The sequence below is a fragment of the Gordonia phosphorivorans genome (genome assembly GCF_042432625.1).
Classification (GTDB): Bacteria; Actinomycetota; Actinomycetes; order Mycobacteriales; family Mycobacteriaceae; genus Gordonia; species Gordonia phosphorivorans.
Map to the genome: position 1 here is coordinate 364,424 of NZ_JBHLWV010000016.1, position 26,855 is coordinate 391,278.

Consider the following 26,855-nt stretch of genomic DNA (forward strand, 5'->3'; position numbering starts at 1 on the left):
TCACCCCATTCCGGGTAGAAGACGAACGACCAGGTCGATGAGCGCGATCCCGACGAACGGGGCGATCACCCCGCCGATGCCGAAGATCAGGAGGTTGCGCCCCAACAGCCGGGACGCCGAACCGGCGCGGTACTTGACCCCGCGCAACGACAGCGGGATCAGCGCGACGATGATCAGCGCGTTGAAGATGACGGCCGAGACGATGGCCGACTGCGCCGAGTGCAGCCGCATCACGTTGAGGACGTCCAGTTGCGGATAGCCGGCCGCGAACAGGGCGGGCAGGATCGCGAAGTACTTGGCGACGTCGTTGGCCAGCGAGAACGTCGTCAGCGCGCCGCGCGTGATCAGCAACTGCTTGCCGATCGCCACCACCTCGATCAACTTGGTGGGGTCGGAGTCGAGGTCCACCATGTTCCCGGCTTCCTTGGCCGCCGAGGTCCCGGTGTTCATGGCGACGCCGACGTCGGCCTGCGCCAAGGCCGGGGCGTCATTGGTGCCGTCCCCGGTCATGGCCACCAGCCGTCCCCGCGCCTGCTCGTCCCGGATCAGGGCCAGCTTGTCTTCGGGGGTCGCCTGCGCGACGAAGTCGTCGACGCCGGCGGTGGCCGCGATCGACCGCGCGGTCCGCGGATTGTCGCCGGTGATCATCACCGTGCGAATCCCCATGGCGCGCAGCTGCGCGAACCGTTCCCGCATTCCGGGTTTGACCACGTCGGACAGTTCGATCACCCCGAGCACCCGCGGCGGCTGACCGTCGCGCGCCATGCCGACCACCAGCGGGGTGCCGCCGGCGTCGGCGATCGCGGTGACCGCCTCGGTCACCGCCGGATCCATCCGGCCGCCGAGACCGACGACCCACTGCTCCACCGCGTCGGCCGCGCCCTTGCGCAGCTGCCGCGGATCGTCGCCGGTCAGGTCCATGCCGCTCATGCGGGTGGTCGCGGTGAACGGCACGATCGAATACCGGGCGTCGGCCCCCGACCGGGCCGCGGCGATCTCGAGGTCCGGGAGCGGAACCACCTCGAAACGCTCGACGCACAGGGCCAGGATGCTGCGACCCTCCGGGGTGTCGTCGGCGAGGCTGCACCGGTAGGCGATGTCGGCGAGTTCGGCGACGCCCACCTGCGGCGCGGGATGCAGGTCGGTGGCCTGGCGGTTGCCGAACGTGATGGTCCCGGTCTTGTCCATCAGCAAGGTGTCGATGTCGCCGGCGGCCTCCACCGCGCGCCCGCTCATGGCGAGCACGTTGCGTTGCACCAGCCGGTCCATGCCTGCGATCCCGATGGCCGAGAGCAGCGCGCCGATGGTGGTGGGAATCAGACACACCAGCAGCGCGATCAGCTTGAGCGGATCGGCCGCCGCTCCGGAGGCGCTGAGCATCGCTCCGGTGGCGACCACCGCGAGCAGAAACATCAGTGTCAGGGCCGTGAGCAGGATCTGCAGGGCCACCTCGTTCGGCGTCTTCTTCCGTTCCGAGCCCTCCACCAGCGCGATCATCCGGTCCACGAACGTCTGTCCGGACGCGGTGGTGATCTGCACGACGATCCGGTCCGAGAGGACCATGGTGCCGCCGGTCACCGCGGACCGGTCGCCGCCCGATTCGCGGACGACGGGGGCGGACTCGCCGGTGATGGCGCTCTCGTCGACGGTCGCGATGCCTTCGATCACGTCGCCGTCGCCGGCGATCACCTCCCCGGCGACCACGACGATGCGGTCGCCCACCGCCAACTGCGCGCCACTGATCTCCTCGAGCGTGCCGTCGTCGGACAGTCGTCGGGCGACGGTGTCGCGCTTGACCTTGCGCAGGCTGTCGGCCTGCGCGCGGCCGCGGCCCTCCGCGACCGCCTCGGCCAGCCCGGCGAAGAGCACCGTGAACCAGAGCCAGGCCACGGTCAGCCACGCGAAGACCGAGGGCCGCCAGATCGCCAGGAGCGTGGACGCGATCGCACCGAGGTAGACCACCAGCATCACCGGGTTACGGGCCTGCGCGCGCGGCGTGAGTTTGCGGGCCGCCTGCGGCAGGGCCGCCACCAGCATCGACGGATCGAATGCTCCGCGCGGGGCCGCCTCGAGGCCGCTCGCGGGGTGCGCCTCGGCGAGCGCCTCCGGGGAGGTTCTCGAGGGGGACGTGGTCATAGCAGTGCCTCCGCGATGGGTCCCAGCGCGAGCGCCGGGAGGAAGGTGAGTCCGGCGATCAGCAGCGTCGTGCCGAAGAGCAGCGCGGCGAACAGCGGACCGGAAGTGGGGAGAACGCCGGCGTCCGCGGGCGCGCGCACCAGAGTCGCCGTCGGGCTCGCCGCATGTGTCGGCCCGGCTGCGTCGGTGTCGGCAGCGTCGGCGTCGGCCGCCGCGAGGGCGGCGGGCTGCTCGACGGCCGACGGCTCGTCGGCGCGGGGGCGTTGCCGCGCGAACATGCCGGCCAGGGCGAGCACCAGCACGATCGGCAGGAAGCGGCCGAAGAACATGGCCAGGCCGAGGGACAGCTGGAACCAGTCGCTGGTCACCGTCAGTCCGCCGAACGCGCTGCCGTTGTTGTTGGCGGCCGAGGCGTACGCGTAGAGCACCTCGGTGAAGCCGTGCACCGCGGTCGGACTCCCCGCGGGTCCCGGCTCGATCAGCTGCCCGTCACCGGCACGGCTCGCCAGTGCCACCGCGGCCCCGGACAGCACCAGTGCCGGCATCACGAGGACGGACAGGACCGCCACCGTGATCTCCCGTCGGCCCACCTTCTTGCCGAAGAACTCCGGGCTCCGACCCACCAGGAGGCCGCCGAGGAAGACGGTGATCGTGGCCAGGATCAGCATTCCGTACAGGCCCGAACCGACCCCGCCGGGCGCCACCTCACCGAGCAGCATGTTCCACAGCACGGCTCCGCCGGCGCCCGGTGCCAGGCTGTCGTGCGCGGCGTTGACCGCACCGGTGGAGGTCCCGGTGGTGCTGACCGCGAACAGTGCGGTCCCCGGCACCCCGAAACGCAGTTCGGTGCCTTCCAGGTTCGCCCCGGCCGCCACCGCGGCGATACCGCTCGGCCTCGACTGCAAGAACCAGACCAGCGCGAGCAGGCCGGCCCACAGGGTCCCCATCACGGCCAGCAGGGTCAGGCCCTGCCGCCGATCGCCGACGAGCGTGCCGTAGGTGCGGGTGAGGCAGACCGGGATCAGCAGGATCGCGAACACCTGCACCAGGTTGGTCAGCGGCGTCGGGTTGGAGAACGGGTGCGCCGAGTTCGCGCCGAAGGTGCCGCCGCCATTGGTGCCGAGCACCTTGATGGCCTCCTGGCTGGCGAACGGGCCCACCGGACTCACCTGCGCGCGGCCGTCGAGCAGCGTGTACCCGACACCCGAATGCCACGACTGCACCGCACCGGCCAGCACGAGGATCACCGCAACAACGAAGGCCACCGGCAGCAGGATGCGCACCGTGCCGCGCACCAGATCCACCCAGAAATTGCCCAGGAGCCCGTCGCCCGTGCGGGCGATCAGCCCGCGGACCAGCGCGATCGCCACCGCCAGGCCGACCGCCGCGGACAGGAAGTTCTGCACCGCGAAGCCCAACATCTGGGTGAGGTCGCTGACCGTGGTCTCCGGCGAGAACGACTGCCAGTTGGTGTTGGTGACGAACGAGATCGCCGTGTTGAACGCCATCGTCGGCGGCACACCCGGCCGCCCGTCGTTCCACGGCAGCACGCCCTGCAGTCGTTGCAGCGCGTACAGCAGCACGATCGCGCCGAAGGAGAAGCCGAGGACGCTGACCGCATAGGCGCGCCAGGTCTGCCCGGCGTCGGGGTCGATCCGCGCGAGGCGGTACAGGCCGCGTTCGGCCCACAGGTGACGGCGGGACCGATAGACCGCGGCGAGGTAGTCGCCGAAGGGCACATAGACGACGGCGAGCACCGCGAGCAGCACGCCCACCTGAACAAGACCGGCAGTGGTGTCGGACATGTCAGAACCGATCCGGTGCGATGAGCGCGACCAACAGGTACCCGGCGGTGACCGCCGCGACCACCAGGAGCAGCACGGTCACCGTGCCCGCCGACGTCATCGCCGCGACCATTCATCGAGACCGCGCACCGCGAGCAGGCACAATCCTGTCGCGGCCGCCACGATCGCGAGCATCACCGAGTCCGCCATGCCGGCACACCTCCACGTGGGTAGCGGCCGCACCGTGCGTCCGCGGAATCCACGCTCGTCCGGTCGATCCAGTCGCGCCAGAGTCCTTAACGCAATCCATACGGCGACGGCCCGGCTTTTGACGCCGTCCTGTCGCCCGCCGATCGGTCGACGCGCGGCGGCGTCACCGCCCGTCGACGACGATGCCCCGGTGCAGCGCCACCAGCCGCTCGGCCCACCCGTCCGCGAGCGCACCGGTTCGCCCGTACTCGGCCAGCAGCGCCCCGATGATCGAGTCGACCATCGTCCCGGCGTCGCCGTTCAGGCGCAGCGACCCGTCGGCCACGCCCGCCTCCAACTCCTCGGCCATCGCATGCCAATGCACCTGCAGCACGGAGCGAAGCGTCGTGGTGAACGCCGGATCGACGTTGTCGAGCACGGCACCGGCGCCGCCGAAACCGACGCCGTCGAGCACCATCGCCGCCGCGTGCTCGATCACCCACCGGAGTCGCCCCTCGCCGGAGATGTCGTGCTCGTCGGGCCCGGGCGGATCGGCCAGCTCGGCCAGCGCGTCGGTCAGCAGCGCGTGCCGGTCGGCGAAGCGACGGTAAATGGTGGTGCGGGCCACCCCGGCCTCGGCCGCGACCCGCTCGACGGTGACGGCGGACGGCCCCTTGGTACGCAGGAGCTCCCGTGCGGCGTCGGTGATCTTCGCGGCGCTGCTGGGTCGAATCTGTGCCATGGACTCTCCTGCCGGCGCGACCGTGCGGAATGAAACGCGCCGATTCGACGCTATACCGCGTGTAGCGATACGCTACATGTAGCGTTTCATTCTTTGTGGAGGTTTTCTCAATGAGTTCGGATCAGCCGATCACCCGTCAGCGCGCCGACAAGGTCATGCCGCTGTTCGTCGGCTACGTGTTGATGCTGGGCCAGTTCGTCCTGATGGCCATCGGGATCATGGGCGTGGCATTCGAGTGGTTCAGCACGGGCGCACTCGTCGGCGTGTGGATCGGCTGGGCGGTCCTGCTCGTCCTGTCACTGTGGGCGATGGCCCACCAGGTGACGGTCAACCGCTACAACGAGGCACAGGGATCGCACCCGAGCCCGCACCTGCTGGTGCCCACCGAGACCCAGGCACGCGTCGACGCCTACAAGCGCAACTACCAGACGCGTGAGGCCGCTGCCCCCGCCACCGAGGTCGGCGACCTCGAGCGCGTCGCCGCCTGACACATACGCCACGCCCCACCGGCCGGCAGCTCACCGCACGCGTTCGAGCGCCGCGCCGGTGGTGGCCTCCGGCGACAGATCCAGTCGCCGCAGCAGTTGCGCATTGAGCGCGACGACGATCGTCGAGAGCGACATCAGGATCGCCCCGACGGCCATCGGCAACACGAAGCCGATCGGCGCCAACACTCCGGCCGCCAGCGGCACCGCGACCAGGTTGTAGCCCGCCGCCCACCACAGGTTCTGCGTCATCTTGCGGTACGTGGCCCGCGACAGATCGATCACCGACACCACCGATCTCGGGTCGGAGCTCGCGAGAATCACCCCGGCCGAAGCGATCGCCACGTCGGTGCCCGCACCGATCGCGATACCGACGTCCGCCTACGCCAGGGCCGGCGCATCGTTCACGCCGTCCCCCACCATCGCGACCTTCTGGCCCTCGTTCTGCAGCTCCACCACCTTGGCCGCCTTGTCTTCCGGCCGGACCCCGGCGAGCACCCGATCGATCCCCAGCTCCCCGCCCACCGTCTCGGCGACGGCGACGGCGTCGCCGGTGATCATGCCGACCTCGATTCCGAGCGCATGCAACGCCTCGACGGCGTCGTGGGACTCCGGACGGACCTCATCGGCGAGCTTCAGACCGCCGATGACGACGCCGTCGCGCACCGCGTGCAAGACGATCGCCCCCTCGCTGCTCCACTCCGGCACCACGGGCAGCTCCGGCTGGCCCACCTCGTCGAGCAGCTTCGGCCCGCCCACCCGAATCCGTCGGCCGTCGACGGTCGCGGCGACGCCGACCGCGGGCGAGGAACGGAAGTCCGCGGCCGCGGGCAGGGTCAGGCCGCGCCGCTCGGCGGCCCCGACGATCGCCTTGGCCAGCGGGTGCTCGCTGTCGCTTTCGGCGGCCGCGGCCAGCGCCAAGACCTCGTCGGCGCCGAGCCCGCCGACCGGCTCCACGCCGGTGACCACCGGTTCGCCCCGGGTGAGCGTGCCGGTCTTGTCGAACAGGATCACGTCGACGTGGCGCATCTCCTCCAGTGCCAGCCGATCCTTGATCAGCACCCCGCCGCGGGCCGCTCGCTCGGTGGCGATCGACACGACGAGCGGGATCGCCAAGCCGAGGGCGTGCGGGCACGCGATCACCAGCACCGTGATGGCGAAGACAATGGCCGAGTCGACGTCCCCGGCGGCCGACCAGACCACCGCGGTGACCACGGCAGCTGCCAGCGCGAACCAGAACAGCAGGCCGGCGGCCCGATCGGCGATGAGCTGGGCCCGCGAGGTGGAGGACTGCGCGTCGGCGACGAGTCGGTTGATCCCGGCCAGCGCCGTGTCGTCACCGGTCGCGGTGACCTGCAGCCGCAGCCCCGAGTCGGTGGCGACGGTGCCGGCGATGACACGGTCGCCCGGTCCGCGCGCCACCGTCCGGGATTCGCCGGTGATCATGGATTCGTCCATGTCGGCGCGACCGTCGGTCACCGTCCCGTCGGCGGGTACGCTGCCGCCCGGGCGCACCACGATGAGGTCGCCGACCCGCAGCTCTCCGGGGCGGACCGTCACCACGCGCTCGCCCTCGACTCGCTCGGCCTCGTCGGGCAGCAGCTGCGCCAGCGTGTCCAGCGCCGACGAGGTCTGCGCGAGCGAGCGCATCTCCAGCCAGTGCCCCAGCAGCATGATCACGATGAGCAGCGCCAGTTCCCACCAGAACTCGAGGTGGTGCGGCACCACGCCGACGGTCGCGGCCCAGGAGGCGGCGAACGCCACCGTGATGGCCAGCGCGACCAGCAGCATCATTCCGGGTCGACGCCGCCGGATCTCGTCGACCGCACCGGTCAGGAACGGTGCGCCGCCCCAGAAGTACATGACGGTGCCGAGCGCGGCGGCCACCCATATCGCCCAACCGGGCGGCGAGTACCCGACGAGCGAGCCGAACATCGGTGAGAGGGCGACCACGGGGATCCCCACGACGAGGTCGACCCAGAACAGTCGTCGGAACCGCTCGGCATGGCCGTCGTGGCCACCGTGCTCGCCGGGGCCGCCGTGCTGATCGTTGCCGGTGTGCTGGTGGCCGTCGTGCCCGGTCATCGCTCCTCCTTCGGACCTACTTGAGTGAGCTCAGAAGCTCCCGCATGGTCTGAATCTCCGCGTTCTGGGTGGTGATCACCTGCTGCGCGAGGGCCTTCGCCTCGGGATTCGCCCCGTCCTTGAGCTCCGCCTCGGCCATGTCCACGGCGCCCTCGTGGTGCTCGATCATCCCATCGAGGAACAGCCGCGACGCCTCAACCCCGGTCGCCTCCCGCAGCGCGTTCATCTGGGCGTCGGTCAGCATCCCCTCCATCTCGGACATGTCGTGCGTGCCCATGTCGTGGCCGGAGGAATCGTCGGACACGCCCCCCTGCGCGAGCCAGCCCTGCATGGTCGCGATCTCCGGTCCCTGCGCGGCCTTGATCTGGCGGGCCAGTTCGGTCACCCGCGGATCGATACCCTCCTTGGCCAGCATCAGGTCGGACATCTCGACGGCCTGCTTGTGGTGCGGGATCATCATCTGCGCGAACATCTTGTCGGCGTCGTTCACGTCGGCGGTCTGCGTCGCGCCGGCGCTGTTCGACGCCGCCGCGCCGTCGTGGTGCTGACCGCCCGCGGTCGAGTCCTCCGACGAGCAGCCCGTCAGCAGCAGGACCGCGGCCACCCCCGCGGTGGAGGCGGCGGCGACGGAAAAGCGGCGAATGTTCATGGGTTCAGGTCCTCAACTCTCTGGCAACGACTGGGCGGCTCGATGTCCGCGTACTCCTCCACCCTGCCCGCTGCGGTCACCGCATTGCCCGTGCACTCGTTATGGATTCCCTCAAGATCGAGCCCGCCCGCCACCGCCGCCGGACCGACCGGGAACGTCGCACCACCCTGCGCCGGGCGGTCTCGCCGACCGGGCTAGCCTCGGTGACATGAGCGACTCCACAGAGTTCCGCGCCGTCGCACGGCGTCTCACCGCCTTCGGCGCCCTCCACCGCATGACCGGGGAACACTCCACCGTGACGCTCAACGAGACCGGTCTGACCCTCGACGACGGCGACACCTATCTGCATCTGCCCGCCGCCGGCCCGCTGCCCGACGACCTGCCCGCGGCCTGGGCATCCGACGCGGCGGCGTACGCCGCGCTCACGGCCTGGCTCGAGGACTATCTGGAACAGACCTACCAGGCCCTGGTGATCAGGCGGCACTACCTGAGCGACCTGGTGTCCGACCCGTACTCGACCGAATTCCAGGAGCAGTTGGCCGACCGCTTCCCGAGCGCCGACCAGTCGGCGATCGCCGCGTTCACCGCCGAGATCGCCGACTTGCTCGACACGCAGTCGCCCGACGAGGAGGGGCTCGACGAAGCGGGATCGGCACAGACCGGGACGCGCTCGCCGGCGGCCGAGACCTTCCACATCGAGGTCGACGGCCTCACCCTCACCGGTGACCGCTGGCGCGCGGCCGGGCAGTCCGACGAGCCGCGCGCCCCCATCCTGATGCTGCACGGCGGCGGCCAGACCCGGCACTCGTGGAATCGTGCGGCCGCCGGACTCGCCGCCCTCGGCCACGAGGTGGTCACCATGGATCTGCGCGGCCACGGCGACAGCGGCTGGCCCGAGGACGCCGACTACGCCGTCGGCGCCTTCACCACCGACCTCGTCGGCACCCTGTCGACGCTGGACCTCAAGCCGGTGATCGTCGGGGCCTCCCTCGGCGGCGTCACCGGCCTCAACACCGTCGGCCGATACCCCGACCTCGCCGCAGCGTTGGTCCTGGTCGACATCGTGGTGGACGTGGAACCGGCCGGAATCGACCGGATCAAGGAGTTCATGGGCGCCCACATCGACGGCTTCGACAACCTCGACGACGTCGCCGACGCCATCGCCGCCTACAACCCCAGCCGCAAGCGCACGCGCAACCTCGGCGGTCTCACCAAGAACGTGCGCCAGCGTGCCGATGGCCGCTGGTACTGGCACTGGGATCCGCGTTTCCTGCAGGGCGGCGACGAATCCCGCATCACCGACGTCGACGTGCTGAGCGCCGCGGCCCGGGCGGTCACCGTTCCCACCCTGCTGGTGCGCGGTGGCCAATCCGACGTGGTCTCACAGGAGGGCATCGACTCGATGCTCGAGCTGATCCCGCACGCCGAGGTCGCCGACGTGACCGACGCCGGACACATGGTCGCCGGCGACGACAACCAGGTCTTCGCCGCCGCGATCGTCGACTTCCTCGACCGCCACCACCTGTAACCCCCCCCGCGCGGCGACCCCGCAGGCACCCGCGCAGCGGTATCGGTACGGTCGAGGGCATGGCGAAAATCGTGATCATCGGCGGGCACGGCAAAGTAGCTCTCCTCCTGGCACCCCTTCTCACCGACCGCGGCGACTCGGTCACCGCCATCATCCGCAACGCGGACCAGGCCGTCGACGTGGCCGCGGCGGGCGCGAGCCCGCTGCTGCTGGACATCGAGACCGCCACGGCACCCGAGTTGGCCGCGGTACTGCGCGGCGCGGACGCCGTGGTCTTCAGCGCCGGCGCCGGCGGCGGCGATCCGACGCGCACCTACGCCATCGACCGGGATGCGGCCATCCGCTCCATGCAGGCCGCCCGGGAGGCAGGCGTCCGCCGCTACGTGATGGTGTCGTACCTCGGATCGGGCCCCGATCACGGTGTGCCGCAAGACAATTCGTTCTTCGCGTACGCGGAGGCCAAGGCGGCCGCCGACACCGCGTTGCGCGCCACCGACCTCGACTGGACCATCCTCATGCCCGGTCGTCTCACGCTGGACGCACCGACCGGGATGATCGATCCCACGGAGGCCGGCGCCGCCGACGATCCCCGCACCTCGCGCGCGAACGTCGCCGCGGTGGCCGCCGCGGTACTCGCCGATCCCAGTACCATCGGCAAGGACCTGCCCTTCACCGACGGCGACGTCCCGATCGACCAGGCGCTGGCCGCCGCCGACGGCTGACGCGGGTCAGCTCAGCAGCTTGGCCTTGGCCGCGGCGAACTCGTCGTCGGTCAGCAGGCCCTGGGTACGCAGGTCCGCGAGCTTCATCAGCTCGGCGGTCAGATCCACCCCGCCCGTCGGCGCGGCGGCGGGAGCGGGCGCAGCCTGCTGCATCTGCTGCGCCTGCTGGGCTTGCTCGGCCTGCCAGGCCTGCTGCTGCAGGTACTGCTGCTGTTGCTGCTCTTGCGCCTGCTGTGCGCGCCGGTTCGCCGCGCGATTGCCCATCGCATTGGCGGTTCCGGTCACCACGGCGGTGCGCGCCGCGAGGCCGATGAGTCCCGGACGTCCGTTTCGAAGCATGTCGATCTCCTGTGAAAGTTGAATGGGTGAACGGGTGGTTCAGTGGTCGTAGGCGGCGATCTCGTTGACCACGGCGGAGGGAATCCGTTCGGCGGCGATCACTTCGCTGCCCTCGGCGGCCAACGCCGCCCCGAGGTCGCGCGCCCACACCAGTTCGAGGGCGACCACGGCCGCGGTCTCCCCCACCTCGAGCGACTCGGCCAGCAGGGCGATGTCCTCGTCCCCGGTCAGACCCGGCACCGCCAGGTCGAAGACCTCGATGCCGACCTCGTCGGCCGCCACCTCGGACACCTGCACCTCGTCCTCCCCCACCCGGGAGACCACGACGAGATCGAGGACGCGCACGGTGCCCGCCCGGGTCTGTGCGGCGAGCGCCTCCAGCACGCGCGGCGACAAACCTGTCTCGGGCAGCGAGACCATCATCAGTTCGACGGGGCCGAGCAGGGGTGCGGCTTCGGTCATGACTCTCCTCAGATCATTCGGGCGACTCCCTTCAGCGTAGGCCGCGGAGAGGCGATCAGCGACGCAACCGCCGCCCGGCGTCGAACCGTTCCTCCCGTTGCCCCAGATGCCACGCGTGCCACCGCCGCCACCGCTTCATCGACGAGGTCTGCACCCGGCGGTCGACACCCGGCGACACCCGCCGCGCCAACTCGGTCGCGGCGATCAGCGGCGCCCGCAGCAGCAGGATCGCCAGGCCCGGCAGCCCGCTCGGCAGCCGATAGCGTCGCCGGTTCCACGGCAGCATGAACAGCCGGGTGTAGCCGGCCTGCAGGTGCAGGTGGTACTTCGCCCGGAGTCGGGCCAGCCCCCGCACGTCGGGCCCCGGCTCGAACGACGGCACGAAACCCTCCACCAGTTCCGGCCCGAGCAGCCCGGAGTCGTGCTTGCGGGTGGCGTCGAAGTAGTAGAGCAGCCGGACGCCGTCGAGCACCGTCTCCGGATACATCTCGTCCACGCGGCAGCCGACGAGGTGCCCCAGGTAGCGGTTGAAGTGCAGCACCGCGCGCATCTCGGCCGGCGAGGTGAGGAAACCGAGGGCGTACAGCCCCAGCGCCGGGCCCACGCTGCCGCCCAGCAGGGTCAGCATCATCTCGCTCTGACTGATCGGCAGGCCGTGCGCCGCGCTGTCCCACTCGGGGTGTTGCGCCACGCGCGCTCGCACCGACACGTGCATCACGCGCACCTTGAGCGAGACCTCGCGGGCCCGCGATCCGGGCGTCAGCACCGCACCGGGACGACACACCTCCAGCCACCAGCGACTGGTTTCCAGGTACCGGTGCAGGGCGCTGGCCCCGGCATAACCGCCGGACAGCGACAGCGGGATCGCCAGGGAGCCCTCGGTGTAGGTGTCCATGGTGCCGGCATTGCCCACCGCCCCGAGGCTGTAGCCCCAGCGCCGCCAGACCGCCGCCCCCTGCTCGATCAGGTCCGGATCCACCCAGTCCGGGACCGTCTCGAACTCGGCGAACAGCGCCCGCATCGATGCGGGGGCGTCGTCGATCGCCTCGATTCCCGCCGCCAGCGCCTGGTCAAGCAGGTCGCGCGCCCGTTCGGCGCCCATCTCGCCGTGGTAGGTCTCGGCCACGAAGCGTTCGGCCACCGGATCACCGGCGGTGTGCCCGGAGAGGAACTGCGCGGCCACCTCGGGGCGCGGCAGCAGATCCACGCCGGTGAAGCGCCGCACCCGATCTCGCACCCGCTGGTGCGCGGTATTGACCACCAGGTCCATGGCTTCCCTCTCGATCCACCGACTAGAAACAGAATCTTGATTATGTCTCAAATCTGCGTCGGCGTCAGCTATCGGTTAGGGTCGGGGCCGAAGTGTAGGCCGCCTTACCTGGAGGAAGTCATGCAGCTCAGCGTCGTCTGGACGATCAACGCCAAGTCGGTCGCGATCGACCGTGCCATCGAGAATCTGAGCGCGCTGCACAACGAGGGCTTCCGGCGGGTCTGGTCCACTCAGATGCCGTACGAACCGGACCTTCTGACGGCGATCGCCGTGGCCGGTCGCGAGGTGCCCGGCATCGAGTTCGGCACCAGCGTGCTGCCGATGCAGAACCAGCACCCGATGTCGCTGGCCCAACGCGCCCTGACCACCAACACCATCATCGGCGGCCGCCTGAACCTGGGCATCGGCCTGAGCCACCAGGTGGTCACCGAAGGCATGTGGGGGATCCCGTATTCGCAGCCGGTGCGTCGCACCAACGAGGTGCTCGACGGCCTGCTGCCCCTGCTGGCCGGCGAGAAGGCCAATGCGCCCGGCGATTTCGTCACCACCCGCGGCTCGCTGAGCTTCGTGGACGCCCCCGCGCCGCCGGTCTACCTGGCCGCACTCGGCCCCAAGATGCTCGGCGTCGCCGGCAGCCGCACGGCAGGCACGGTCACCTGGATGACCGGGCCGAACACTCTGCGCGACCACATCGTGCCCACGCTGCACGCCGCCGCGAAGAAGGCTGGTCGGGCCGACGGCGACGTGCGCACCGTCGCCATGCTGCCGCTGAGCGTCACCGACGATACGGCGGGCGCACGCGCGGCCGCGGCCGAGCAGTTCGCGATCTACAACACCCTGCCGTCGTACCGGGCCATGCTCGATCGGGAAGGCTACGAGGCCGCCACCGACGCCGCGATCATCGGCGACGAGGCCACCGTGACCGCACGCATCCAGCAGATCGCCGATGCCGGCGTCGACGAGTTCGTGGCCATCGCATTCGACCGCGATGCCGAGGCCCGGGCCCGCACCCGCGCACTGCTGCGCCGCCTCGACGATCTGGCGCCAACGACCCCCTGACGACCCGCTCGGCGGCGTAGATTCCGGGCTATGAACGCGCCAAGTGACCGGCCGTCGCACCCCGATCCCGCGTCGGTCTACGCCTACGACAGTCACGAGTTCGGTCGGGGCGTCACCTTCTTCGATGCGATCTATGCGTTCTCCGCGACGCTGCTGATCACCAATCTGGACGCGCCGGAGCCCGCGGCGTGGCGCAGCCTCCAGGGCCTGTCCGAGGCCGGTATCGGTACCCAGCTGTTCGGATTCGCACTCAGCTTCGTGGTGATCGCGGTGTTCTGGCGCACCAACGTCCGAATGATGCGCAACCTCACCGGCCTGGACCGGCCCACCACGGCGATCAACCTGCTGGCCGCCGGCCTGGTGATCCTGATCCCGTTCACCACCCAGGGCATCAGCGATCCGGCCACGCAGGACTACGCCCTGCCGACCGCCCTGTACGCGCTGAACATCATGCTGGCGGCCCTCGCGCAGATCGCGCTCGGCTGGGTGGGGCAGCACCGCGGCCTCAACCGCGTCACGCCGATCGGCCGCGAGCGCACCGCGGCGCTCGTCAACGCCTGGCTCACGCCGACCGTCTTCGCCGTCTCGATCCCGGTGACACTCGCCTTCGGCCCCGCCGCCGGACAATGGACGTGGCTCACCGTCGCCGTCGCGCAGCTTCCCCTCGCCCGGTACCACCGACGACACCCCGCCGCGGTCGCGTCGACCTGAATGCCGCTCGCGCGTCGGTCAATCGACGACGACCGGCCGCCCCGGGTCCGACGACCACTGCGAGTACGACCCCGGGTACAGCGCCGCACCGTCGAATCCGGCGATCTCCAGCGCGGCGATCTGATGGGCCGCGTTGACCCCGGAACCGCAGTAGACGGTCACCGGACCGGCGTCGGCGCCGAGCGCGGCGAAGCGCGCGCGGAGTTCCTCGGGCGCGCGGAAGGTTCCGGTCGCGGTGAGGTTGTCGACGGTCGGGGCGCTGACCGCACCGGGAATGTGCCCGGGCCGCGGGTCCACCGGCTCCACCTCGCCGCGATAGCGTTCGGCCGCCCGGGCATCCAGCAGCAGCCCCGCGGTCCCGGCGACGCGATCGATGTCTGCGGTCGGCAGGTGCCCACCGGTGAGCACCACGTTGCCCACTCGTGGCACCGCGTCACCGGACGACAACCGCATCCCGGCGTCCCGCCAGGCGCCCAGCGCCCCGTCGAGCATCTGCACCTGGGCGATCCCGGCCCACCGCAACAGCCACCAGGCACGCGCGGCCACGGTGTTGCCCGCGTCGTCGTAGACCACCACGGGCACGCCGTCGTCGATGCCCCACCGACGGGCCGCGGCTTGCAGCGCGTCGACGTCGGGCAGGGGGTGGCGACCGCACTCGGGGCTCGGCGGCGCCGCCAGCTCGGCGTTCAGATCCACGTACACCGCGCCGGGCAGGTGGCCCTGTTTGTAGCGCGCGAACCCGTCGTCGGCGCCGAGCTGCCAGCGGACGTCGAGCACCACCGGCGGCCGATCGCCCAGCATGGCCTCGGCCAGTTCCTCCACACCGATCAACACGTCCGACATCGCAGCCCTCTCCTCGCCGAAAACTCTCCCCACCCTACGAGCCGGACCGGATCAGGCGCGCTCGAGGAGGAAGAAGTACGGGTGCGGAGAGTTGCGCGTGTCCATGGCGCCGAGCAGGGTGTCCGGCCGCAGGAGCCGGAAGTGGTCGATGATCGGCAGGTCGTCGTAGACCATCGCCGCGCTGACACTGCCCCGGTAGGAGACCTCCCGCAGGCGGGCCCGGTGCTTGCGGGTGCGCAGCAGCCGGAAGGCCCCTCGGCCGCCCGGCGGCAGGTACTCGGGCATCCGGTCCCCGTACCGGTTGAGCAGCCCCAGCGGCAGCAGCTTCGGATTCACCGGGTACAGCGATCCGGGTGCACCGAACAGCAGCGGGTGCACCTCGTCCGCGGAGTCGAACCGCTTGCCGTACCAGCCCGAGACGTCGAGCAGTCCGTCCATCGGATGTCCGGTGGGCACTTCGCTGCCGCGCCAGGTGCCCAGGATCTCCGCGACGGCCACCGGCGGCAGCGCGTCGAACAGTTCCTCGGCGGCGGCCACGTCCACCCCGGCCCGCAGGGTCGCCGAATCGGTCATGACGTCACCGTCGCCGCGCTCGTCGACGCCTCCACGGCGCCGTCTGCCGACGAAGCCCCCGCTACCGCGGTGTGCGGCACCGGGCAGCCGCCCGGAAAGGTGCCGAGCCGCTCGGTCTCGATCTCTCCGGCACGGTAGGTCTTCATCCGGCTGCTCGACTCGAAGTCCTTGGCGCGCAGGCGCGGCGGCATCAGCCGAAGGAACGCGGCACGAGCCGCCATGGCGCCCAACGAGAGGCGCCGCACCAGGGCCGATGGCCGCTGGTAATCGAAGGCCGTCAGCAACGGCTCGTCCATGAGCGCCCGCGAGAACAGCTGCACGGCCGGGCGGGCCGGCTTGGGGTAGAAGGTCGTCAGCAGTTCCAGGGTCAGGTCGGCCACGTGCCGGCCGCCCTCGTCGTACGCGAAGTGCTCGGCCTCGTAGGCGTCCATCAGGTCGGCGAATTCCTCGTAGGTCTCCGGCATGTCCTTGATGTTCATGTGCCGCCCGAGCTTGCGGTAGTAGTGCACCGTCGCGGTCACTTCGTCGTAGGTCATCTTGCGCCAGCCGTAGTCGTCGATCCACCGCTTGGGCACCACCACGAAGGTCGCCAGCACGTAGAGCATGTCGTCGTTGGAGATGTCGTAGGCGCGGTGCATCTGGTTGATCCGCCGCATCGCGGCCTTGCCGTCCGCCGAGTCGAAACCCTCCACCAAGGGCCGCTCCAGTAGCAGCGCCGTGTCGTCGTACCGCTTCTGCGTGTCCTCGAATCCGCGGCTCTCGAACAGCAGCCGCCCGATGCTCGGCACCGCGTAGGTGCGGAAGAGAGCGAAACTCAGCGACTGGTTGAAGTCCCACGGGAAGTCGTACTGCGAGAGATTGCGATAGATCTGCTCGTAGTCGGTGCGCGGATCGAGTCCGCGGTTGCGATCCCAGCGAAGCATGGCGTTGCCCTTTCGTTGCTTCGCCTCAGCATAAGTCAACTTATGCTCGGCGGCAAGACTTCGGCGCCGGACGTGGCAGAATTGGCGAACATGAGCCGTGATCAGGCAGTCGAGGAGACTTCACCCCTGCGCGACCGCTTCTTGGCGGCGGGCATGACGGTGCTCGGCCGCGACGGTTACCGCGGCTTCAAGCAGGCCGCGGTCTGCGCCGAGACCGGCCTCACCACCGGCGCCTTCTACCACTCGTTCCGCAATTGGAAGGCCTTCGAAACCGCGCTCATCGCGCACTGGCGCAGCGAGGCCACCGACCGTCTGGTGGCCTGGCTCGACGTCCAGCCGTCCCCGCACGACCGCGTCGAATCGCTCATCGCGGTGGCGCTCGGTCTGCCCCACCGCCCCGAGGCGGCGCTGCGGGTGTGGGCCGCGAACGACGACGACGTGCACGCCGCCCTCAGCGCGGTCGACACGGTCCGACGCGAGGCCGTCGCCCGCTACACGCGCGAGCTCGGCGTGCCCGCCGAGCACGCCGAGCGACTGGCCCACACGGCCATGTTGCTGCTGATCGGCCACGAGGGCGCCGGCACCGACCTCGCCGAACTCGAGTGGAGCATGCGTCACCTGCTGATGACCGACCCCCACATCCAGCGGGCCCTGGCCGCGTCCACGCCCGCGGCCACCGCTCAGACGTCGGAGTAGTCGGCCACCTGCCCGCGACTGGGCGCCTTGGCCATCAACCACAGCATCCGCGGGAGTTCGGGCAGCGGCAGCCGCGCGGGCCAGTCCCGCGGCCGCAGCAGCGCCTCGGTGCCGCCGTCGACGGTGATCACCGCGCCCACCATGAAGTCGGCGGCCGGTGAGAGCATCACCGAAACCCACTCGGCTATCTGCTCGGGCGTGCCGTATTCGCGGGCCGGCACCGGGAACGACCGCACCTGCTTACCGGTCCCACTCTTGAGCTGACCCAGCAGCAACGGCGTCAGCACCGGACCGGGCGCCAGAATGTTCATCCGAATGCCCGCACCGGCCCAGTCCGCCGAGACCGCGGCCCGGCGGCACCAGTAGCTCACGGCCAGCTTCGACGAGGCATAGGCCACCGGCGCGGACAGCGGACCCCGGCGGGAGATCACCCGTGCCGCCGCCTCGGTGTCCCCGCGCAGCAGCAGTCGCACCGCACGGCGCGGCACCAGCGGCGTCGACGTGGTCGAGTTGGAGCCAAACACCACCACCTTCGCCTTGTCCGCGGCGGCCAGTGCCGGACGCAGCCCGGTCAGCAGTTCGGTCACTCCGAGGACGTTCACCTCGACGATCGCCCGTTCCGCCCCCGCCTTGGGACCCAGACCGGCGGCCAGCACCGCCCCGTCGAGCACTCCGTCGCACTGCCCGAGCACCTCGTCGACGGCCAGCTGCCGACCGCCCGGCGTCGACAGATCCGCCACCACGTCGGCATCCGCGCGGTCCACGCCGATCACCCGGTGCCCGTCCGCACGCAGACGCTCGGCGGCCTGCGCGCCCATTCCCGACGCCGAGCCAGTTACCACATAGGTGCCCATAAAGTCTCCAGATTCCTGCAATTATCGTTGCTCGAACAGATGAATTTCGGTGTCAGTTTTAGCCGTTGAACTGCACTGACGCATACTGCACCATAGGCGACCACCGCCCGGCGCACTCGCTGGCAGTGCTGTTGCCGACTTTGTTGCTCTGTACCTACGACATCGACCCGGGCGACCCGCTCTGGCCGCGTCTGAACTGACGACGCTCAGCCCGTCGGATCGGGCAGCTGCATCCGGTACACGCGTTGGGCGTTCTCGGCGAACAGGTGCGACAGCAGATAGCTGCCGCGCGGGCTGACCACATCCAGGAGCGCGCCGACGATGACGCCGAGGGTGGCGTTGTGGCTGTCCAACGGCGCATTCGAGCCGAAGATCACCCGCTCGGGACCGAAGCGATCCACCACGTGCAGTACCAACGGCCCGATCATGTCGGCCAGAATGTGCTGCCCGCCGATGTTGCCCGACTTCTGATCCCCGTAGCCGAGCAGCTGCGAGGCGATCCCGCTGACCTTGACCAGCACGTTCGGGCGCGCGGCCAGCATGGACATCCGTTCGCGCCACAAGGCGAGGATGTCGGCCCGCGCGGCGGCGGTGGCCCCCGTCGAACTGCCGATCGGACCGAAGACCCCCACCGGCAGGCCCAGGTGTTCGACGATGATCGTCGTCTCGGGAAACTCCGAGGCCAGTGCCGCCAACTGGCCCAATTCGTGTGAGTAACACAGCGATTCGAACACCAGGCCGCGGTCGGCGAGCCGGGCGAAGGCCTTCCGGAAGGTCGGCGACGCCAAGGCATCCGGCTCGGTGCTCCAATCCCGCACAAACGGGTCCGGGTGCCGCCCCCAACGCAGTCGCACGCCGCGGATCAGTCCGGCGTCGTCCTCGTCGAGCACCGCGCGCACGCCCAGACCGGCGATGCGCTCATCGCCGGGAACGATCACGCCGCCCAGGGCCGGCATCTCCGCGCCGTACGGCAACTCCAGCAGCGTCCGCATGTCCTTGGCGATCGAGTCCGGCGCTTCGGCGGTCGACACTCGTCGGCGCCACTGTGAATCGACCGGCATCACCGCGGCCACCGGGACCCCGGCCACCGATGCGAGACCCGCGGTGTCGCGGACGTACTCGCGCAGCCGGTACCTAGAGGACATCAGCCCGGGTCCCGCGATGCCGCTGAAGCTGTGCTCGTCGTTGATTCGCGAGGTCAAGCGCAGCAGCGGATCGGGGAGGGCACGCAGGATCGGCGTCGGCACCAGTCCCATGCGATGCAGCCGCCACGGCGGCGTGCGCGGATCGAAGAAGTTCACATGGGCGTCGACGATCCCAGGGACGCATCCAGCCAAGGTCGACACGTGATTCAGGTTGCCATATCCGTCGTTGCCGCGCGCCCCGAGACACCCGGAATTCGACGGGACTACTCTGAGTAATCGACTATTCGACCTACCAGGAGCAGCGAACGTGAGCGGAGCGACGCCCCCGGTGATGCACCGGCTGCGCGACTTGATCGACGCGGACCGGGACGGCTTCGCGCACAGGGTCTTTGCCCGACTCTTCGGCTATTCGCCGCAGGTCCGCGACCTGTTCCCCGTGCACATGAGCCATGTGCGCGAGGCCTTCGTCGACGTCCTCGATCACGTGCTGGACGTCCTCCCCGGCGACGCCGGCCACGAGGAACTGATCGAGCTGCTGGCTCAGCTGGGGCGGGATCATCGCAAGTACGGCGTGACCGATTCGCACTACGACCAGATGGCGCAGGCCCTGGTGTCCGAATCGGCGCTGCTGCTGGGCACCGAGTGGAACGCCGAGTCTGCCGAAACCGTGGCCCAGGCGATGCTGATGACCACCGGCGTGATGCGCGGCGCCGCGCAGAGCGTGGAGGGTCCGGCCACCTGGCGCGCCCGCGTGGTGCAGAAGTTCACCATCAACCGCGAACGCGCGGTGGTGCGGCTGGCCGCGATCGATCCGGTGCCGACCCTCAACGCCGGCCAGTACCTGGAGACGCGGATCCCGCAGTGGCCGCACCTGTGGCGCAACCTGTCCCCGGCGATTCCGCCGAACCCCGCGGGCGAACTCGAATTCCACGTGCGCGCGGTGCCGGGCGGCACCTTCAGCGCCGCGGTCGTGTCCGAGACCGCGCCCGGCGACGTCTGGACCTTCGCGCAAGCACACGGCCGCCTGCGAGTGGAGCCGGATCAGCCGGTGCTCATGGTGGCCGGCGGCACCGGCTTGGCCCCGCTGCGCGCGATCCTGCTGGAGATGGCCCGCCGGGCCGACTCGCCGCCGACGCACCTGTTCTACGGCGCCCGTTTTCCCGGCGAGCTGTACGACCTGGCCATGCTGCGGGAAGTGGCCACCACCAACCCGTGGCTCACCATCACCGGCGTGGTGGAAGAGACGACCGACCCGTGGTGGGTCAGCGGCGCCGTCGACCCCGGTCAATGGGGTGTGTCGATCGCACGCGGCAAGGTCGGCGACATCGCGGCCCGCTACGCCGACTGGTCGGACCGTCAGGTCCTCATCGCCGGCCCCCCGGACATGGTCACCTCCACCAAACTGCGGCTGCGCCTGGCCGGCGTACCGAGCGAACAGATGCAGCACGACCCCGTCGCTCGACACTGACCGACGGGGCCGTACTGGGGTTTCTAGGGCTTCTGGGGTTCCTGGGGTTTCTGGGGTGGGACCCGCCTACTCGGCGCGACGGCGCCGCGGCTGCCACAGCACCACCGAACTGGACCGTTCCACGTGAACCAATTCGCCCTGGCGACCGTTGCCGCGGGTACGGCGGGACAGCTCCTCCACCTCCCGGTGCAGGGCCGCCACCTCGTCGCTGAGCTCGATGATCCGTTTGATCCCGGCGAGGTTGACGCCCTCGTCCTGAGACAGTCGTTGGATCTCGCGCAGGCGTTCCACGTCGCTCTGCGAGTAGCGACGACCGCCGCCGCTGGTCCGCTCCGGGGTCACCAGACCCAGCCGGTCATAGGTGCGCAGGGTCTGCGCGTGCATACCGGCGAGTTCGGCGGCCACCGAGATCAGGAAGGTGGCCGACTCCCCCACCATCCGGCTCTCACGCTCCGAGCGCCGCGGCGTCGGGTCGGCGCGTTTGCTCTCGCGATCGCGCATGACCGATCACCGCCCCCAGCCCGCCCGGGGGTCGAAACCCGAGGCGCGCTCGGCATCGGCGTACGCCTTCATGGCCTCGACCGCGTTGTCGTCGAGCTTCGGCGGCACCGCCACCTTCACGGTGACCAGCAGATCGCCGACGCCGCCGGCCCGCTTGGGCACCCCGCGGCCCTTGAGGCGCAGGGTCCGGCCGTCCGCGGTGTTCGGCGGGATCTTGACCCCCACCGAACCGTCCAGGGTCGGCACCGAGACCGTGGCTCCGAGTACCAGTTCGGAAATGCTCACCGGCAGTTCGAGTTTCAGGTCGTGCCCGCTGCGGGTGAACAAGCGGTCCGGGGTGATGTGCACGGTCACGTACAGGTCGCCCGACGGCGCACCACGGCGTCCGGCTTCGCCCTGACCGGTCAGCCGAATGCGCTGACCGTCCTCGACGCCGACCGGAATCTTCACGTTGATCGTGCGCGGTCGCACCTGGATACCGCTGCCGGAGCAGTCGGTGCAGGGCTCGTCGATCTTGGTGCCGGTGCCCTGGCATTCGGGATCGGGTTCGGCAAAGCCGAAGTGTCCCTGATCCCGCTGCAGGAAGCCGGTGCCGTTGCACGACGTGCAGGTCCGCGGGCTGGTGCCGGGCTTGGCACCGCTGCCGTGGCAGGTGGTGCACGGCGACGGACTGGTCACCCGCAGGCTGATCGTGTTGCCCTTGACCGCGTCCCGGAACGCCAGGGTGGTCTCGGTCTCCAGGTCGTTGCCTCGCCGGGGCCGTTGCGGTTGCTGTTGCGTCCGCGCCCGTCCCCGAGTGCGGCCACCGCCGCCGCCGAAGAGATCGCCCAGGTCGAAGCCGCCCATGCCGCCCCCACCTGCGCCGCCGAACAGGTCGCCGAGGTCGAAGCCTCCGGCACCGCCGGTCGTGGTGTAGCCGCCGCCGAAGCCCCCGGCACCGTCCGCGCGGAAACGTCCGCTAGACATGAGTGCGCGGGCCTCGTCGTACTCCTTGCGCTTGTCCGCATCCGACAGGACGCTGTTGGCTTCGGAGACCTTCTTGAAGCGTTCCTCGGCCGCGCTGTCACCGGGATTCCGGTCCGGGTGCAGCTGTGCCGCCAGCTTCCGGTAGGCCTTCTTGATGTCGCCGGCCGACGCGTCCGAAGCGACGCCCAGATCGGAGTAGAAGTCACGGTCGAGCCATTCGCGTTGCACCGCCATCCTTCGTCACCTCCTTGGTTCTCCATAGTTCAGGAAAGTTGTGCTGCTCGCCCGGCGGTTGGCCGGACGGAAAGTCTGTGTCTGTGGCACCGGCGCCAACGGCGGGACCGGCGCGATCGCTCGCTGCCGGTCCCGCGTGGCTCGCTATGCGCCGCCCGCTGTCGGGGCGTCGCCGCCCTCCGGCGCGGGGTCGGTGACGGTGACCATCGCGTGGCGAATCACCTTGTCACCCAAGCGGTATCCGGATCGATAGACCTGCCCGAGGACCAGCTCGGCGCCGGTGGCGTCGTTCTGGATCGCTTCGTGCAGTTCCGGATCGAAGGTGTCGCCCGATTCTCCGAACTTCACCAGCTGTTCGCCCGTCAGGACGTCGCCGAGTTTGTCGGCGAAGGCCTTCAGCGGTCCGTCGACGAGATCGCCGTGCTCACGCGCACGATCGAGATCGTCGAGGATGGGCAGCAGCTTGTCGACCAGCTTCTGGCGTCCGCTCGCGGCCGCCTGCGCGAACTCCTCGGCACTGCGCCGACGGAAGTTCACGAACTGGGCCCGCTCGCGCTGCAGCGCCTCGGTCAGCTCCACTACCTGCGAATTCTCTGCCGCCTCCGCGGCGGGGGCCTCCTCGGCCCCCACCGCGGTCGCGGTCTCATCGGTCAGGGACTCGTCGGTCACGGCGTCAACGGTCGGTTCGGTGCCGTCCGCGCCGCCCGGCTGCGTCACTTCTGCTCGTCCGCGGGATCTTCCACGACCTCGGCGTCGACGACGTCGTCGTCGTTGCCTGCGCTCGTGGCGCCTTCCGCGGCTCCTGCGCCCGCCTCGGACTCAGCGTTGGCGTAGATCGCCTGACCCATCGCCTGTGAACGCTCCGAGAGCTTCTCGATCGCGCTGCGGATCGCTGCCGAGTCGGTGCCCTTGAGCGCTTCCTTGGCCTCGTCCACGGCGGCCTTGACGTCGGAGACGACCTCGGCCGGAACCTTGTCCTCGTTGTCCTTCAGCACCTTCTCGGTCTGGTGGACCAGCGACTCGGCCTGGTTGCGGGTCTCGGCCTCCTCGCGACGCTGACGGTCTTCCTCAGCGTGCAGCTCGGCGTCCTTGACCATCCGGTCGATCTCTTCCTTGGACAGACCGGAGCCGTCCTGGATCCGGATGCTGTTCTCCTTGCCGGTGCCCTTGTCCTTCGCGGTGACGTGCACGATGCCGTTGGCGTCGATGTCGAAGGTCACCTCGATCTGCGGGACACCCTGCGGCGCAGGCGCGATGCCACCCAGCTCGAAGCTGCCGAGCAGCTTGTTGTGGGCCGCGATGTCGCGCTCACCCTGGTACACCTGGATCTGCACCGACGGCTGGTTGTCCTCGGCCGTGGTGTAGGTCTCCGAGCGCTTGGTGGGGATGGTGGTGTTGCGCTCGATCAGCTTGTGCATGACACCGCCCTTGGTCTCGATACCGAGGGACAGCGGGGTCACGTCGAGCAGCAGCACGTCCTTGACCTCACCGCGCAGCACGCCGGCCTGCAGGGCCGCACCCACGGCGACGACCTCGTCCGGGTTCACACCCTTGTTCGGCTCGCGACCGTTGGTCAGGTCCTTGACCAGCTCCGAGACGGCGGGCATACGGGTGGAGCCGCCGACCAGGACCACCTGGTGGATGTCGTCGATCTTGACGCCGGCGTCGGCGATGACCGCCTCGAACGGCTTGCGGCACCGGTCCAGCAGGTCCTGGGTGATCTTCTGGAACTCGCTGCGCGAGAGGGTCTCATCCAGGAACAGCGGGTTCTTGTCCGCGTCGACGGTGATGTACGGCAGGTTGATGGTGGTGCTCTGCGAAGCGGACAGCTCGATCTTGGCCTTCTCCGCGGCCTCGCGCAGGCGCTGCATCGCCATCTTGTCCTTGGTCAGGTCGATGCCCGAGCTGGCCTTGAACTTGTCGACGAGCCAGTTCACGACGCGCTCGTCCCAGTCGTCGCCGCCCAGTTCGTTGTCGCCCGAGGTGGCCCGCACCTCTACGACGCCGTCGCCGATCTCCAGCAGCGAGACGTCGAAGGTGCCGCCACCGAGGTCGAAGACCAGGATGGTCTGTTCCTTGCTGCCCTTGTCCAGGCCGTAGGCCAGGGCGGCAGCGGTCGGCTCGTTGACGATGCGGAGCACTTCGAGGCCGGCGATCTGGCCGGCTTCCTTGGTGGCCTGACGCTGCGCGTCATTGAAGTAGGCCGGCACGGTGATGACCGCCTCGGTGACGTCCTCGCCCAGGTAGGCCTCGGCGTCGCGCTTGAGCTTCATCAGCGTGCGAGCGCTGATCTCCTGCGGCGTGTACTTCTTACCGTCGATCTCCACCGACCAGTCGGTGTCGCCCATGTGGCGCTTGACCGAACGGACGGTGCGGTCGACGTTGGTGACGGCCTGGTTCTTGGCGGGCTGACCCACCAGCACCTCACCGTTGCGCGCGAAAGCGACAACCGAGGGCGTGGTGCGCGAACCCTCTGCGTTGGTGACGACAACGGCTTCGCCACCTTCCAGCACCGAGAGTGCGGAGTTGGTGGTGCCGAGGTCGATTCCGACAGCACGTGACATGTGTGTTCCTCCTCGTTCCGGCTCAGCGAGCCGCTTGTCTTTTCCGGCCAGACGGCCTGGGGTCTGTAGGGGTTATCCACGAAACCTCAGCGCCTCAGACTCAACTGATAGTCGCGAGATCGAGCCCCGTCAACCTTAGTTGAGCCCCTGTCACTCAGGTTTCTCGATCGGTTCAACTTCAACACCGTCGGGAATGTTCCCAGAATTGAGTCGATTCCACTGAAGTTTGCAGTGATCCTACTCACACGACCGGAGGTGGCGGGGGCCTGGGCGGTCCCCGTGACCACCCAGACCTGCCCAATGACAGGCCCACACTATGAAATTTTCAAATAACGCATCGCGCCGGGAACCGCTCCCGACACTGGTTTCACGCGCCTCACGCGGCGCTGGCTGACAAGGTCAAGGTCCGTCGCGCATTCGATCGAATCGGTTCACGACGACGCTTCGGATGCTCCGGATCGGCCGGCGGCACGAACCACGGCTGCCGATCACGACCAATGAACACTTCCCACCCACCGTGGTGGATCACCGTGTGATGCCGGCGGCAGAGCAGGACACCGTTGTCCAAGCTGGTCACTCCGCCGTGTCCCCAATGGTCGACGTGGTGCCCGTCGCACCACGATGGCGGAACACCGCAACCGGGAAAGGCGCAACCACGGTCCCGTAGGACCAGCGCCTTGCGGATACCCGGGGTGAACAGCCGCTTCTCCCGGCCCACGTTCAACGGCACACCGTGCTCGTCGAGCAGCGCCAAGGCCACGGACGCCTCGCACATGATCAACTCCGCCGTGCGCGCCGAGATGGGTCCACCGAATCCCAGCCACGGCACGGCAGTCTCGTCCTCAGACATCGGGATCGAAATCGTCTGCCGCGCACCAAGTCCCGCGCCGGAATCGAGCACCTGCCCATTCATCACCACCGCAGCCGGTACCGACAAGGTGACGTGCGGCAAGACTCCGCCGGATTCGGGACGCTCGGAATGAGACAGATACGTGCGGATCACCTGAGCCATCGCATCCGCTCGGCGCCGCTTGGCCGACCGCCGATCGGACGAACCGTCGGGCTCGGGCACGGGCCGCGTGAGCGGATCCAGCGCCGCGCTGAGTTCCTCGGCGGCCACGATGTCGAAGTCGATCGTCACCGCGACGCGGCCGTCGTCCGTGCGGTTGAGGGTCATCTCATTGAGGTCGTCGCGCTCGGCGACCGGCACGTACCCATCCTCAACATCGTCGCCCTCGGCCGGTGCCAGTTTGATCGCCCAGGCCCGGGCCTTCTCTCGCACCCGCGCCGGCGAGGTCTGCACAATCAACGAGTGCACGATCTTCCGGCGATCGTCGTCGGACAGATCCACCCGACCGGACACATGACCGAGGCCAGAAGCCACGGCATCGCCGTGTTCCGCCGACACCGCACCATCACGCAAACCACGAACTACCGCGACCAGGTTCTCGTCGGACATCGCCTGCCCGAGCCGCGCCGCGCGATAGGCCACCGCCGGTGCCGCCCCGAGCTCGGCGAGAATCGCCGCGCCCGACCGCACATGCTTCCGGGCCGGCAGGCCCACGCGTTCCATCGCGACGCACGCCGCGGCCACCGAATAGTCGGCCACATTGCGCAACCGCAGAACCGCCACGGCCACGGCCAGGAGTTCCCGGTCGTCGTCCACCGCCCGCGCCCGAGTCAAGAACTGCCCGAGGCTGGCCGGACCAGCAATGTCGGTATCAGCGTGGATAGTGAGGTCATCGCTAAGCAGATCGGCGAAGGCGGTGAGAGTTACTGCGTCCATGACGCCCACTCCTCAGGTTGCGAGAAGCCAATAGCGATGGAACCGGTCGAGCCAGCGACGATCAGCCACGTGGCCACTCATGTTCCGTGAGTTCGGGACCATCAACCCCTTCCTCAACCTCTATGATATACCTCACTCAAT

25 protein-coding genes and 1 pseudogene are annotated in these 26,855 nt (G+C 69.5%); 7 read left to right on the forward strand and 19 right to left on the reverse strand.

All coding sequences use genetic code 11. The annotated features are described in order from the left end of the window. From kdpB to ACFFJD_RS07825, 4 genes are all read right to left on the reverse strand, one after another. On the reverse strand, nucleotides 1-2,136 hold the full coding sequence (gene kdpB, locus ACFFJD_RS07810; RefSeq protein ID WP_382362801.1) for a potassium-transporting ATPase subunit KdpB: 2,136 nt from the start codon (nucleotides 2,134-2,136) through the stop codon (nucleotides 1-3). Then, nucleotides 2,133-3,941 (reverse strand): potassium-transporting ATPase subunit KdpA, encoded by a 1,809-nt coding sequence (gene kdpA, locus ACFFJD_RS07815; RefSeq protein ID WP_382362803.1) that lies wholly within the window; start codon nucleotides 3,939-3,941, stop codon nucleotides 2,133-2,135. The genes kdpB and kdpA overlap by 4 nt, the downstream gene beginning before the upstream one ends. A 1-nt stretch (nucleotide 3,942) precedes the next feature. Beyond that, nucleotides 3,943-4,041, reverse strand: coding sequence for a potassium-transporting ATPase subunit F (locus tag ACFFJD_RS07820; RefSeq protein ID WP_382362805.1), 99 nt, complete (start codon nucleotides 4,039-4,041; stop codon nucleotides 3,943-3,945). A gap of 252 nt (nucleotides 4,042-4,293) precedes the next feature. Beyond that, on the reverse strand, nucleotides 4,294-4,851 hold the full coding sequence (locus ACFFJD_RS07825; protein WP_382362807.1) for a TetR/AcrR family transcriptional regulator: 558 nt from the start codon (nucleotides 4,849-4,851) through the stop codon (nucleotides 4,294-4,296). A gap of 110 nt (nucleotides 4,852-4,961) precedes the next feature. Between ACFFJD_RS07825 and ACFFJD_RS07830 the strand changes: the two genes are divergently transcribed. Next, nucleotides 4,962-5,339 (forward strand): hypothetical protein, encoded by a 378-nt coding sequence (locus ACFFJD_RS07830; protein ID WP_382362808.1) that lies wholly within the window; start codon nucleotides 4,962-4,964, stop codon nucleotides 5,337-5,339. A gap of 30 nt (nucleotides 5,340-5,369) precedes the next feature. Here ACFFJD_RS07830 and ACFFJD_RS07835 read toward each other — a convergent pair. After that, nucleotides 5,370-7,421: pseudogene (locus ACFFJD_RS07835) on the reverse strand (heavy metal translocating P-type ATPase). A gap of 16 nt (nucleotides 7,422-7,437) precedes the next feature. Beyond that, a complete protein-coding gene (locus tag ACFFJD_RS07840; RefSeq protein ID WP_382362810.1) occupies nucleotides 7,438-8,070 on the reverse strand; it encodes a DUF305 domain-containing protein in 633 nt (210 codons plus the stop codon). 208 nt (nucleotides 8,071-8,278) lie between these two features. Here ACFFJD_RS07840 and ACFFJD_RS07845 point away from each other — a divergent pair, with 208 nt between their 5' ends. Further along, nucleotides 8,279-9,598, forward strand: coding sequence for an alpha/beta fold hydrolase (locus ACFFJD_RS07845; RefSeq protein ID WP_382362812.1), 1,320 nt, complete (start codon nucleotides 8,279-8,281; stop codon nucleotides 9,596-9,598). Nucleotides 9,599-9,657: 59 nt separating this feature from the next. Beyond that, nucleotides 9,658-10,320: an NAD(P)H-binding protein gene (locus tag ACFFJD_RS07850; protein WP_382362814.1), complete on the forward strand. Its 663-nt coding sequence runs from the start codon at nucleotides 9,658-9,660 to the stop codon at nucleotides 10,318-10,320. A 6-nt stretch (nucleotides 10,321-10,326) separates the two neighbouring features. Here ACFFJD_RS07850 and ACFFJD_RS07855 read toward each other — a convergent pair whose 3' ends face one another. Genes ACFFJD_RS07855 through ACFFJD_RS07865 form a run of 3 tightly spaced genes read right to left on the reverse strand, consistent with a single transcriptional unit; the run spans nucleotide 10,327 to nucleotide 12,391 of the window. Continuing rightward, complete coding sequence (locus tag ACFFJD_RS07855) at nucleotides 10,327-10,659, reverse strand: SHOCT domain-containing protein (RefSeq protein WP_382362816.1); 333 nt, start codon at nucleotides 10,657-10,659, stop codon at nucleotides 10,327-10,329. Nucleotides 10,660-10,698: 39 nt separating this feature from the next. After that, complete coding sequence (locus ACFFJD_RS07860; protein WP_382362818.1) at nucleotides 10,699-11,121, reverse strand: DUF6325 family protein; 423 nt, start codon at nucleotides 11,119-11,121, stop codon at nucleotides 10,699-10,701. Nucleotides 11,122-11,176: 55 nt separating this feature from the next. After that, entirely contained in the window at nucleotides 11,177-12,391 is a 1,215-nt protein-coding gene (locus ACFFJD_RS07865) for an oxygenase MpaB family protein (protein WP_382362820.1), read from the reverse strand. A 120-nt stretch (nucleotides 12,392-12,511) separates the two neighbouring features. On the opposite strand from ACFFJD_RS07865, the gene ACFFJD_RS07870 reads away from it, so the two are divergent. Together ACFFJD_RS07870 and ACFFJD_RS07875 are read left to right on the forward strand one after the other, a co-directional pair. After that, nucleotides 12,512-13,450, forward strand: a complete 939-nt coding sequence (locus tag ACFFJD_RS07870; RefSeq protein ID WP_382362822.1) for a TIGR03564 family F420-dependent LLM class oxidoreductase — start codon at nucleotides 12,512-12,514, stop codon at nucleotides 13,448-13,450. A 30-nt stretch (nucleotides 13,451-13,480) separates the two neighbouring features. Continuing rightward, nucleotides 13,481-14,161 (forward strand): TMEM175 family protein, encoded by a 681-nt coding sequence (locus ACFFJD_RS07875; protein ID WP_382362824.1) that lies wholly within the window; start codon nucleotides 13,481-13,483, stop codon nucleotides 14,159-14,161. Nucleotides 14,162-14,179: 18 nt separating this feature from the next. Here ACFFJD_RS07875 and ACFFJD_RS07880 read toward each other — a convergent pair whose 3' ends face one another. Genes ACFFJD_RS07880 through ACFFJD_RS07890 form a run of 3 tightly spaced genes read right to left on the reverse strand, consistent with a single transcriptional unit; the run spans nucleotide 14,180 to nucleotide 16,500 of the window. Further along, entirely contained in the window at nucleotides 14,180-15,004 is an 825-nt protein-coding gene (locus ACFFJD_RS07880; RefSeq protein ID WP_382362826.1) for a sulfurtransferase, read from the reverse strand. Between the two features lie 51 nt (nucleotides 15,005-15,055). Beyond that, a complete protein-coding gene (locus ACFFJD_RS07885) occupies nucleotides 15,056-15,577 on the reverse strand; it encodes a DUF4334 domain-containing protein (RefSeq protein WP_382362828.1) in 522 nt (173 codons plus the stop codon). Continuing rightward, the gene (locus ACFFJD_RS07890) at nucleotides 15,574-16,500 is read right to left on the reverse strand and encodes an oxygenase MpaB family protein (protein WP_382362830.1); all 927 of its coding nucleotides are present in this window, start codon (nucleotides 16,498-16,500) and stop codon (nucleotides 15,574-15,576) included. The genes ACFFJD_RS07885 and ACFFJD_RS07890 overlap by 4 nt, the downstream gene beginning before the upstream one ends. 90 nt (nucleotides 16,501-16,590) lie before the next feature. On the opposite strand from ACFFJD_RS07890, the gene ACFFJD_RS07895 reads away from it, so the two are divergent. Next, nucleotides 16,591-17,196, forward strand: coding sequence for a TetR/AcrR family transcriptional regulator (locus tag ACFFJD_RS07895; protein WP_382362832.1), 606 nt, complete (start codon nucleotides 16,591-16,593; stop codon nucleotides 17,194-17,196). Here the strand turns inward: ACFFJD_RS07895 and ACFFJD_RS07900 are convergent. After that, nucleotides 17,181-18,050 carry an SDR family oxidoreductase gene (locus ACFFJD_RS07900; RefSeq protein WP_382362834.1) on the reverse strand — a complete coding sequence of 290 codons (870 nt, stop codon included), beginning with the start codon at nucleotides 18,048-18,050 and terminating at the stop codon, nucleotides 17,181-17,183. The genes ACFFJD_RS07895 and ACFFJD_RS07900 overlap by 16 nt on opposite strands. Before the next feature lie 206 nt (nucleotides 18,051-18,256). Further along, nucleotides 18,257-19,396 (reverse strand): amidohydrolase family protein, encoded by a 1,140-nt coding sequence (locus ACFFJD_RS07905; protein WP_382362836.1) that lies wholly within the window; start codon nucleotides 19,394-19,396, stop codon nucleotides 18,257-18,259. 106 nt (nucleotides 19,397-19,502) lie between these two features. On the opposite strand from ACFFJD_RS07905, the gene ACFFJD_RS07910 reads away from it, so the two are divergent. Next, on the forward strand, nucleotides 19,503-20,663 hold the full coding sequence (locus tag ACFFJD_RS07910) for an FAD-binding oxidoreductase (protein WP_382362838.1): 1,161 nt from the start codon (nucleotides 19,503-19,505) through the stop codon (nucleotides 20,661-20,663). Between the two features lie 66 nt (nucleotides 20,664-20,729). On the opposite strand, the gene ACFFJD_RS07915 is transcribed toward ACFFJD_RS07910, so the two are convergent. From ACFFJD_RS07915 to ACFFJD_RS07935, 5 genes are all read right to left on the reverse strand, one after another. Further along, nucleotides 20,730-21,101 (reverse strand): heat shock protein transcriptional repressor HspR, encoded by a 372-nt coding sequence (locus ACFFJD_RS07915; RefSeq protein WP_382362983.1) that lies wholly within the window; start codon nucleotides 21,099-21,101, stop codon nucleotides 20,730-20,732. A 69-nt stretch (nucleotides 21,102-21,170) separates the two neighbouring features. Continuing rightward, nucleotides 21,171-22,364: a molecular chaperone DnaJ gene (gene dnaJ, locus ACFFJD_RS07920; protein WP_382362840.1), complete on the reverse strand. Its 1,194-nt coding sequence runs from the start codon at nucleotides 22,362-22,364 to the stop codon at nucleotides 21,171-21,173. 144 nt (nucleotides 22,365-22,508) lie between these two features. Then, entirely contained in the window at nucleotides 22,509-23,081 is a 573-nt protein-coding gene (gene grpE, locus ACFFJD_RS07925; protein ID WP_382362842.1) for a nucleotide exchange factor GrpE, read from the reverse strand. Beyond that, entirely contained in the window at nucleotides 23,078-24,928 is a 1,851-nt protein-coding gene (dnaK, locus tag ACFFJD_RS07930; RefSeq protein ID WP_382362844.1) for a molecular chaperone DnaK, read from the reverse strand. The genes grpE and dnaK overlap by 4 nt, the downstream gene beginning before the upstream one ends. A 376-nt stretch (nucleotides 24,929-25,304) precedes the next feature. Then, nucleotides 25,305-26,714, reverse strand: coding sequence for an HNH endonuclease signature motif containing protein (locus tag ACFFJD_RS07935; RefSeq protein WP_382362846.1), 1,410 nt, complete (start codon nucleotides 26,712-26,714; stop codon nucleotides 25,305-25,307). Nucleotides 26,715-26,855 lie beyond the last annotated feature (141 nt).

Bases quoted from the DNA above. Each gene is read 5' to 3' on its own strand.
- ACFFJD_RS07860 (WP_382362818.1), bottom strand. From the start codon at position 11,121: ATGACCGAAGCCGCACCCCTGCTCGGCCCCGTCGAACTGATGATGGTC.
- ACFFJD_RS07885 (WP_382362828.1), bottom strand. From the start codon at position 15,577: ATGACCGATTCGGCGACCCTGCGGGCCGGGGTGGACGTGGCCGCCGCC.
- ACFFJD_RS07845 (WP_382362812.1), top strand. From the start codon at position 8,279: ATGAGCGACTCCACAGAGTTCCGCGCCGTCGCACGGCGTCTCACCGCC.
- ACFFJD_RS07875 (WP_382362824.1), top strand. From the start codon at position 13,481: ATGAACGCGCCAAGTGACCGGCCGTCGCACCCCGATCCCGCGTCGGTC.
- ACFFJD_RS07915 (WP_382362983.1), bottom strand. From the start codon at position 21,101: ATGGTGGGGGAGTCGGCCACCTTCCTGATCTCGGTGGCCGCCGAACTC.
- ACFFJD_RS07825 (WP_382362807.1), bottom strand. From the start codon at position 4,851: ATGGCACAGATTCGACCCAGCAGCGCCGCGAAGATCACCGACGCCGCA.
- ACFFJD_RS07935 (WP_382362846.1), bottom strand. From the start codon at position 26,714: ATGGACGCAGTAACTCTCACCGCCTTCGCCGATCTGCTTAGCGATGAC.
- dnaJ (WP_382362840.1), bottom strand. From the start codon at position 22,364: ATGGCGGTGCAACGCGAATGGCTCGACCGTGACTTCTACTCCGATCTG.
- kdpA (WP_382362803.1), bottom strand. From the start codon at position 3,941: ATGTCCGACACCACTGCCGGTCTTGTTCAGGTGGGCGTGCTGCTCGCG.
- ACFFJD_RS07895 (WP_382362832.1), top strand. From the start codon at position 16,591: ATGAGCCGTGATCAGGCAGTCGAGGAGACTTCACCCCTGCGCGACCGC.
- ACFFJD_RS07840 (WP_382362810.1), bottom strand. From the start codon at position 8,070: ATGAACATTCGCCGCTTTTCCGTCGCCGCCGCCTCCACCGCGGGGGTG.
- ACFFJD_RS07855 (WP_382362816.1), bottom strand. From the start codon at position 10,659: ATGCTTCGAAACGGACGTCCGGGACTCATCGGCCTCGCGGCGCGCACC.
- kdpB (WP_382362801.1), bottom strand. From the start codon at position 2,136: ATGACCACGTCCCCCTCGAGAACCTCCCCGGAGGCGCTCGCCGAGGCG.
- ACFFJD_RS07900 (WP_382362834.1), bottom strand. From the start codon at position 18,050: ATGGGCACCTATGTGGTAACTGGCTCGGCGTCGGGAATGGGCGCGCAG.
- ACFFJD_RS07850 (WP_382362814.1), top strand. From the start codon at position 9,658: ATGGCGAAAATCGTGATCATCGGCGGGCACGGCAAAGTAGCTCTCCTC.
- ACFFJD_RS07865 (WP_382362820.1), bottom strand. From the start codon at position 12,391: ATGGACCTGGTGGTCAATACCGCGCACCAGCGGGTGCGAGATCGGGTG.
- ACFFJD_RS07870 (WP_382362822.1), top strand. From the start codon at position 12,512: ATGCAGCTCAGCGTCGTCTGGACGATCAACGCCAAGTCGGTCGCGATC.
- ACFFJD_RS07820 (WP_382362805.1), bottom strand. From the start codon at position 4,041: ATGACGTCGGCGGGCACGGTGACCGTGCTGCTCCTGGTGGTCGCGGCG.
- ACFFJD_RS07890 (WP_382362830.1), bottom strand. From the start codon at position 16,500: ATGCTTCGCTGGGATCGCAACCGCGGACTCGATCCGCGCACCGACTAC.
- ACFFJD_RS07830 (WP_382362808.1), top strand. From the start codon at position 4,962: ATGAGTTCGGATCAGCCGATCACCCGTCAGCGCGCCGACAAGGTCATG.
- dnaK (WP_382362844.1), bottom strand. From the start codon at position 24,928: ATGTCACGTGCTGTCGGAATCGACCTCGGCACCACCAACTCCGCACTC.
- ACFFJD_RS07880 (WP_382362826.1), bottom strand. From the start codon at position 15,004: ATGTCGGACGTGTTGATCGGTGTGGAGGAACTGGCCGAGGCCATGCTG.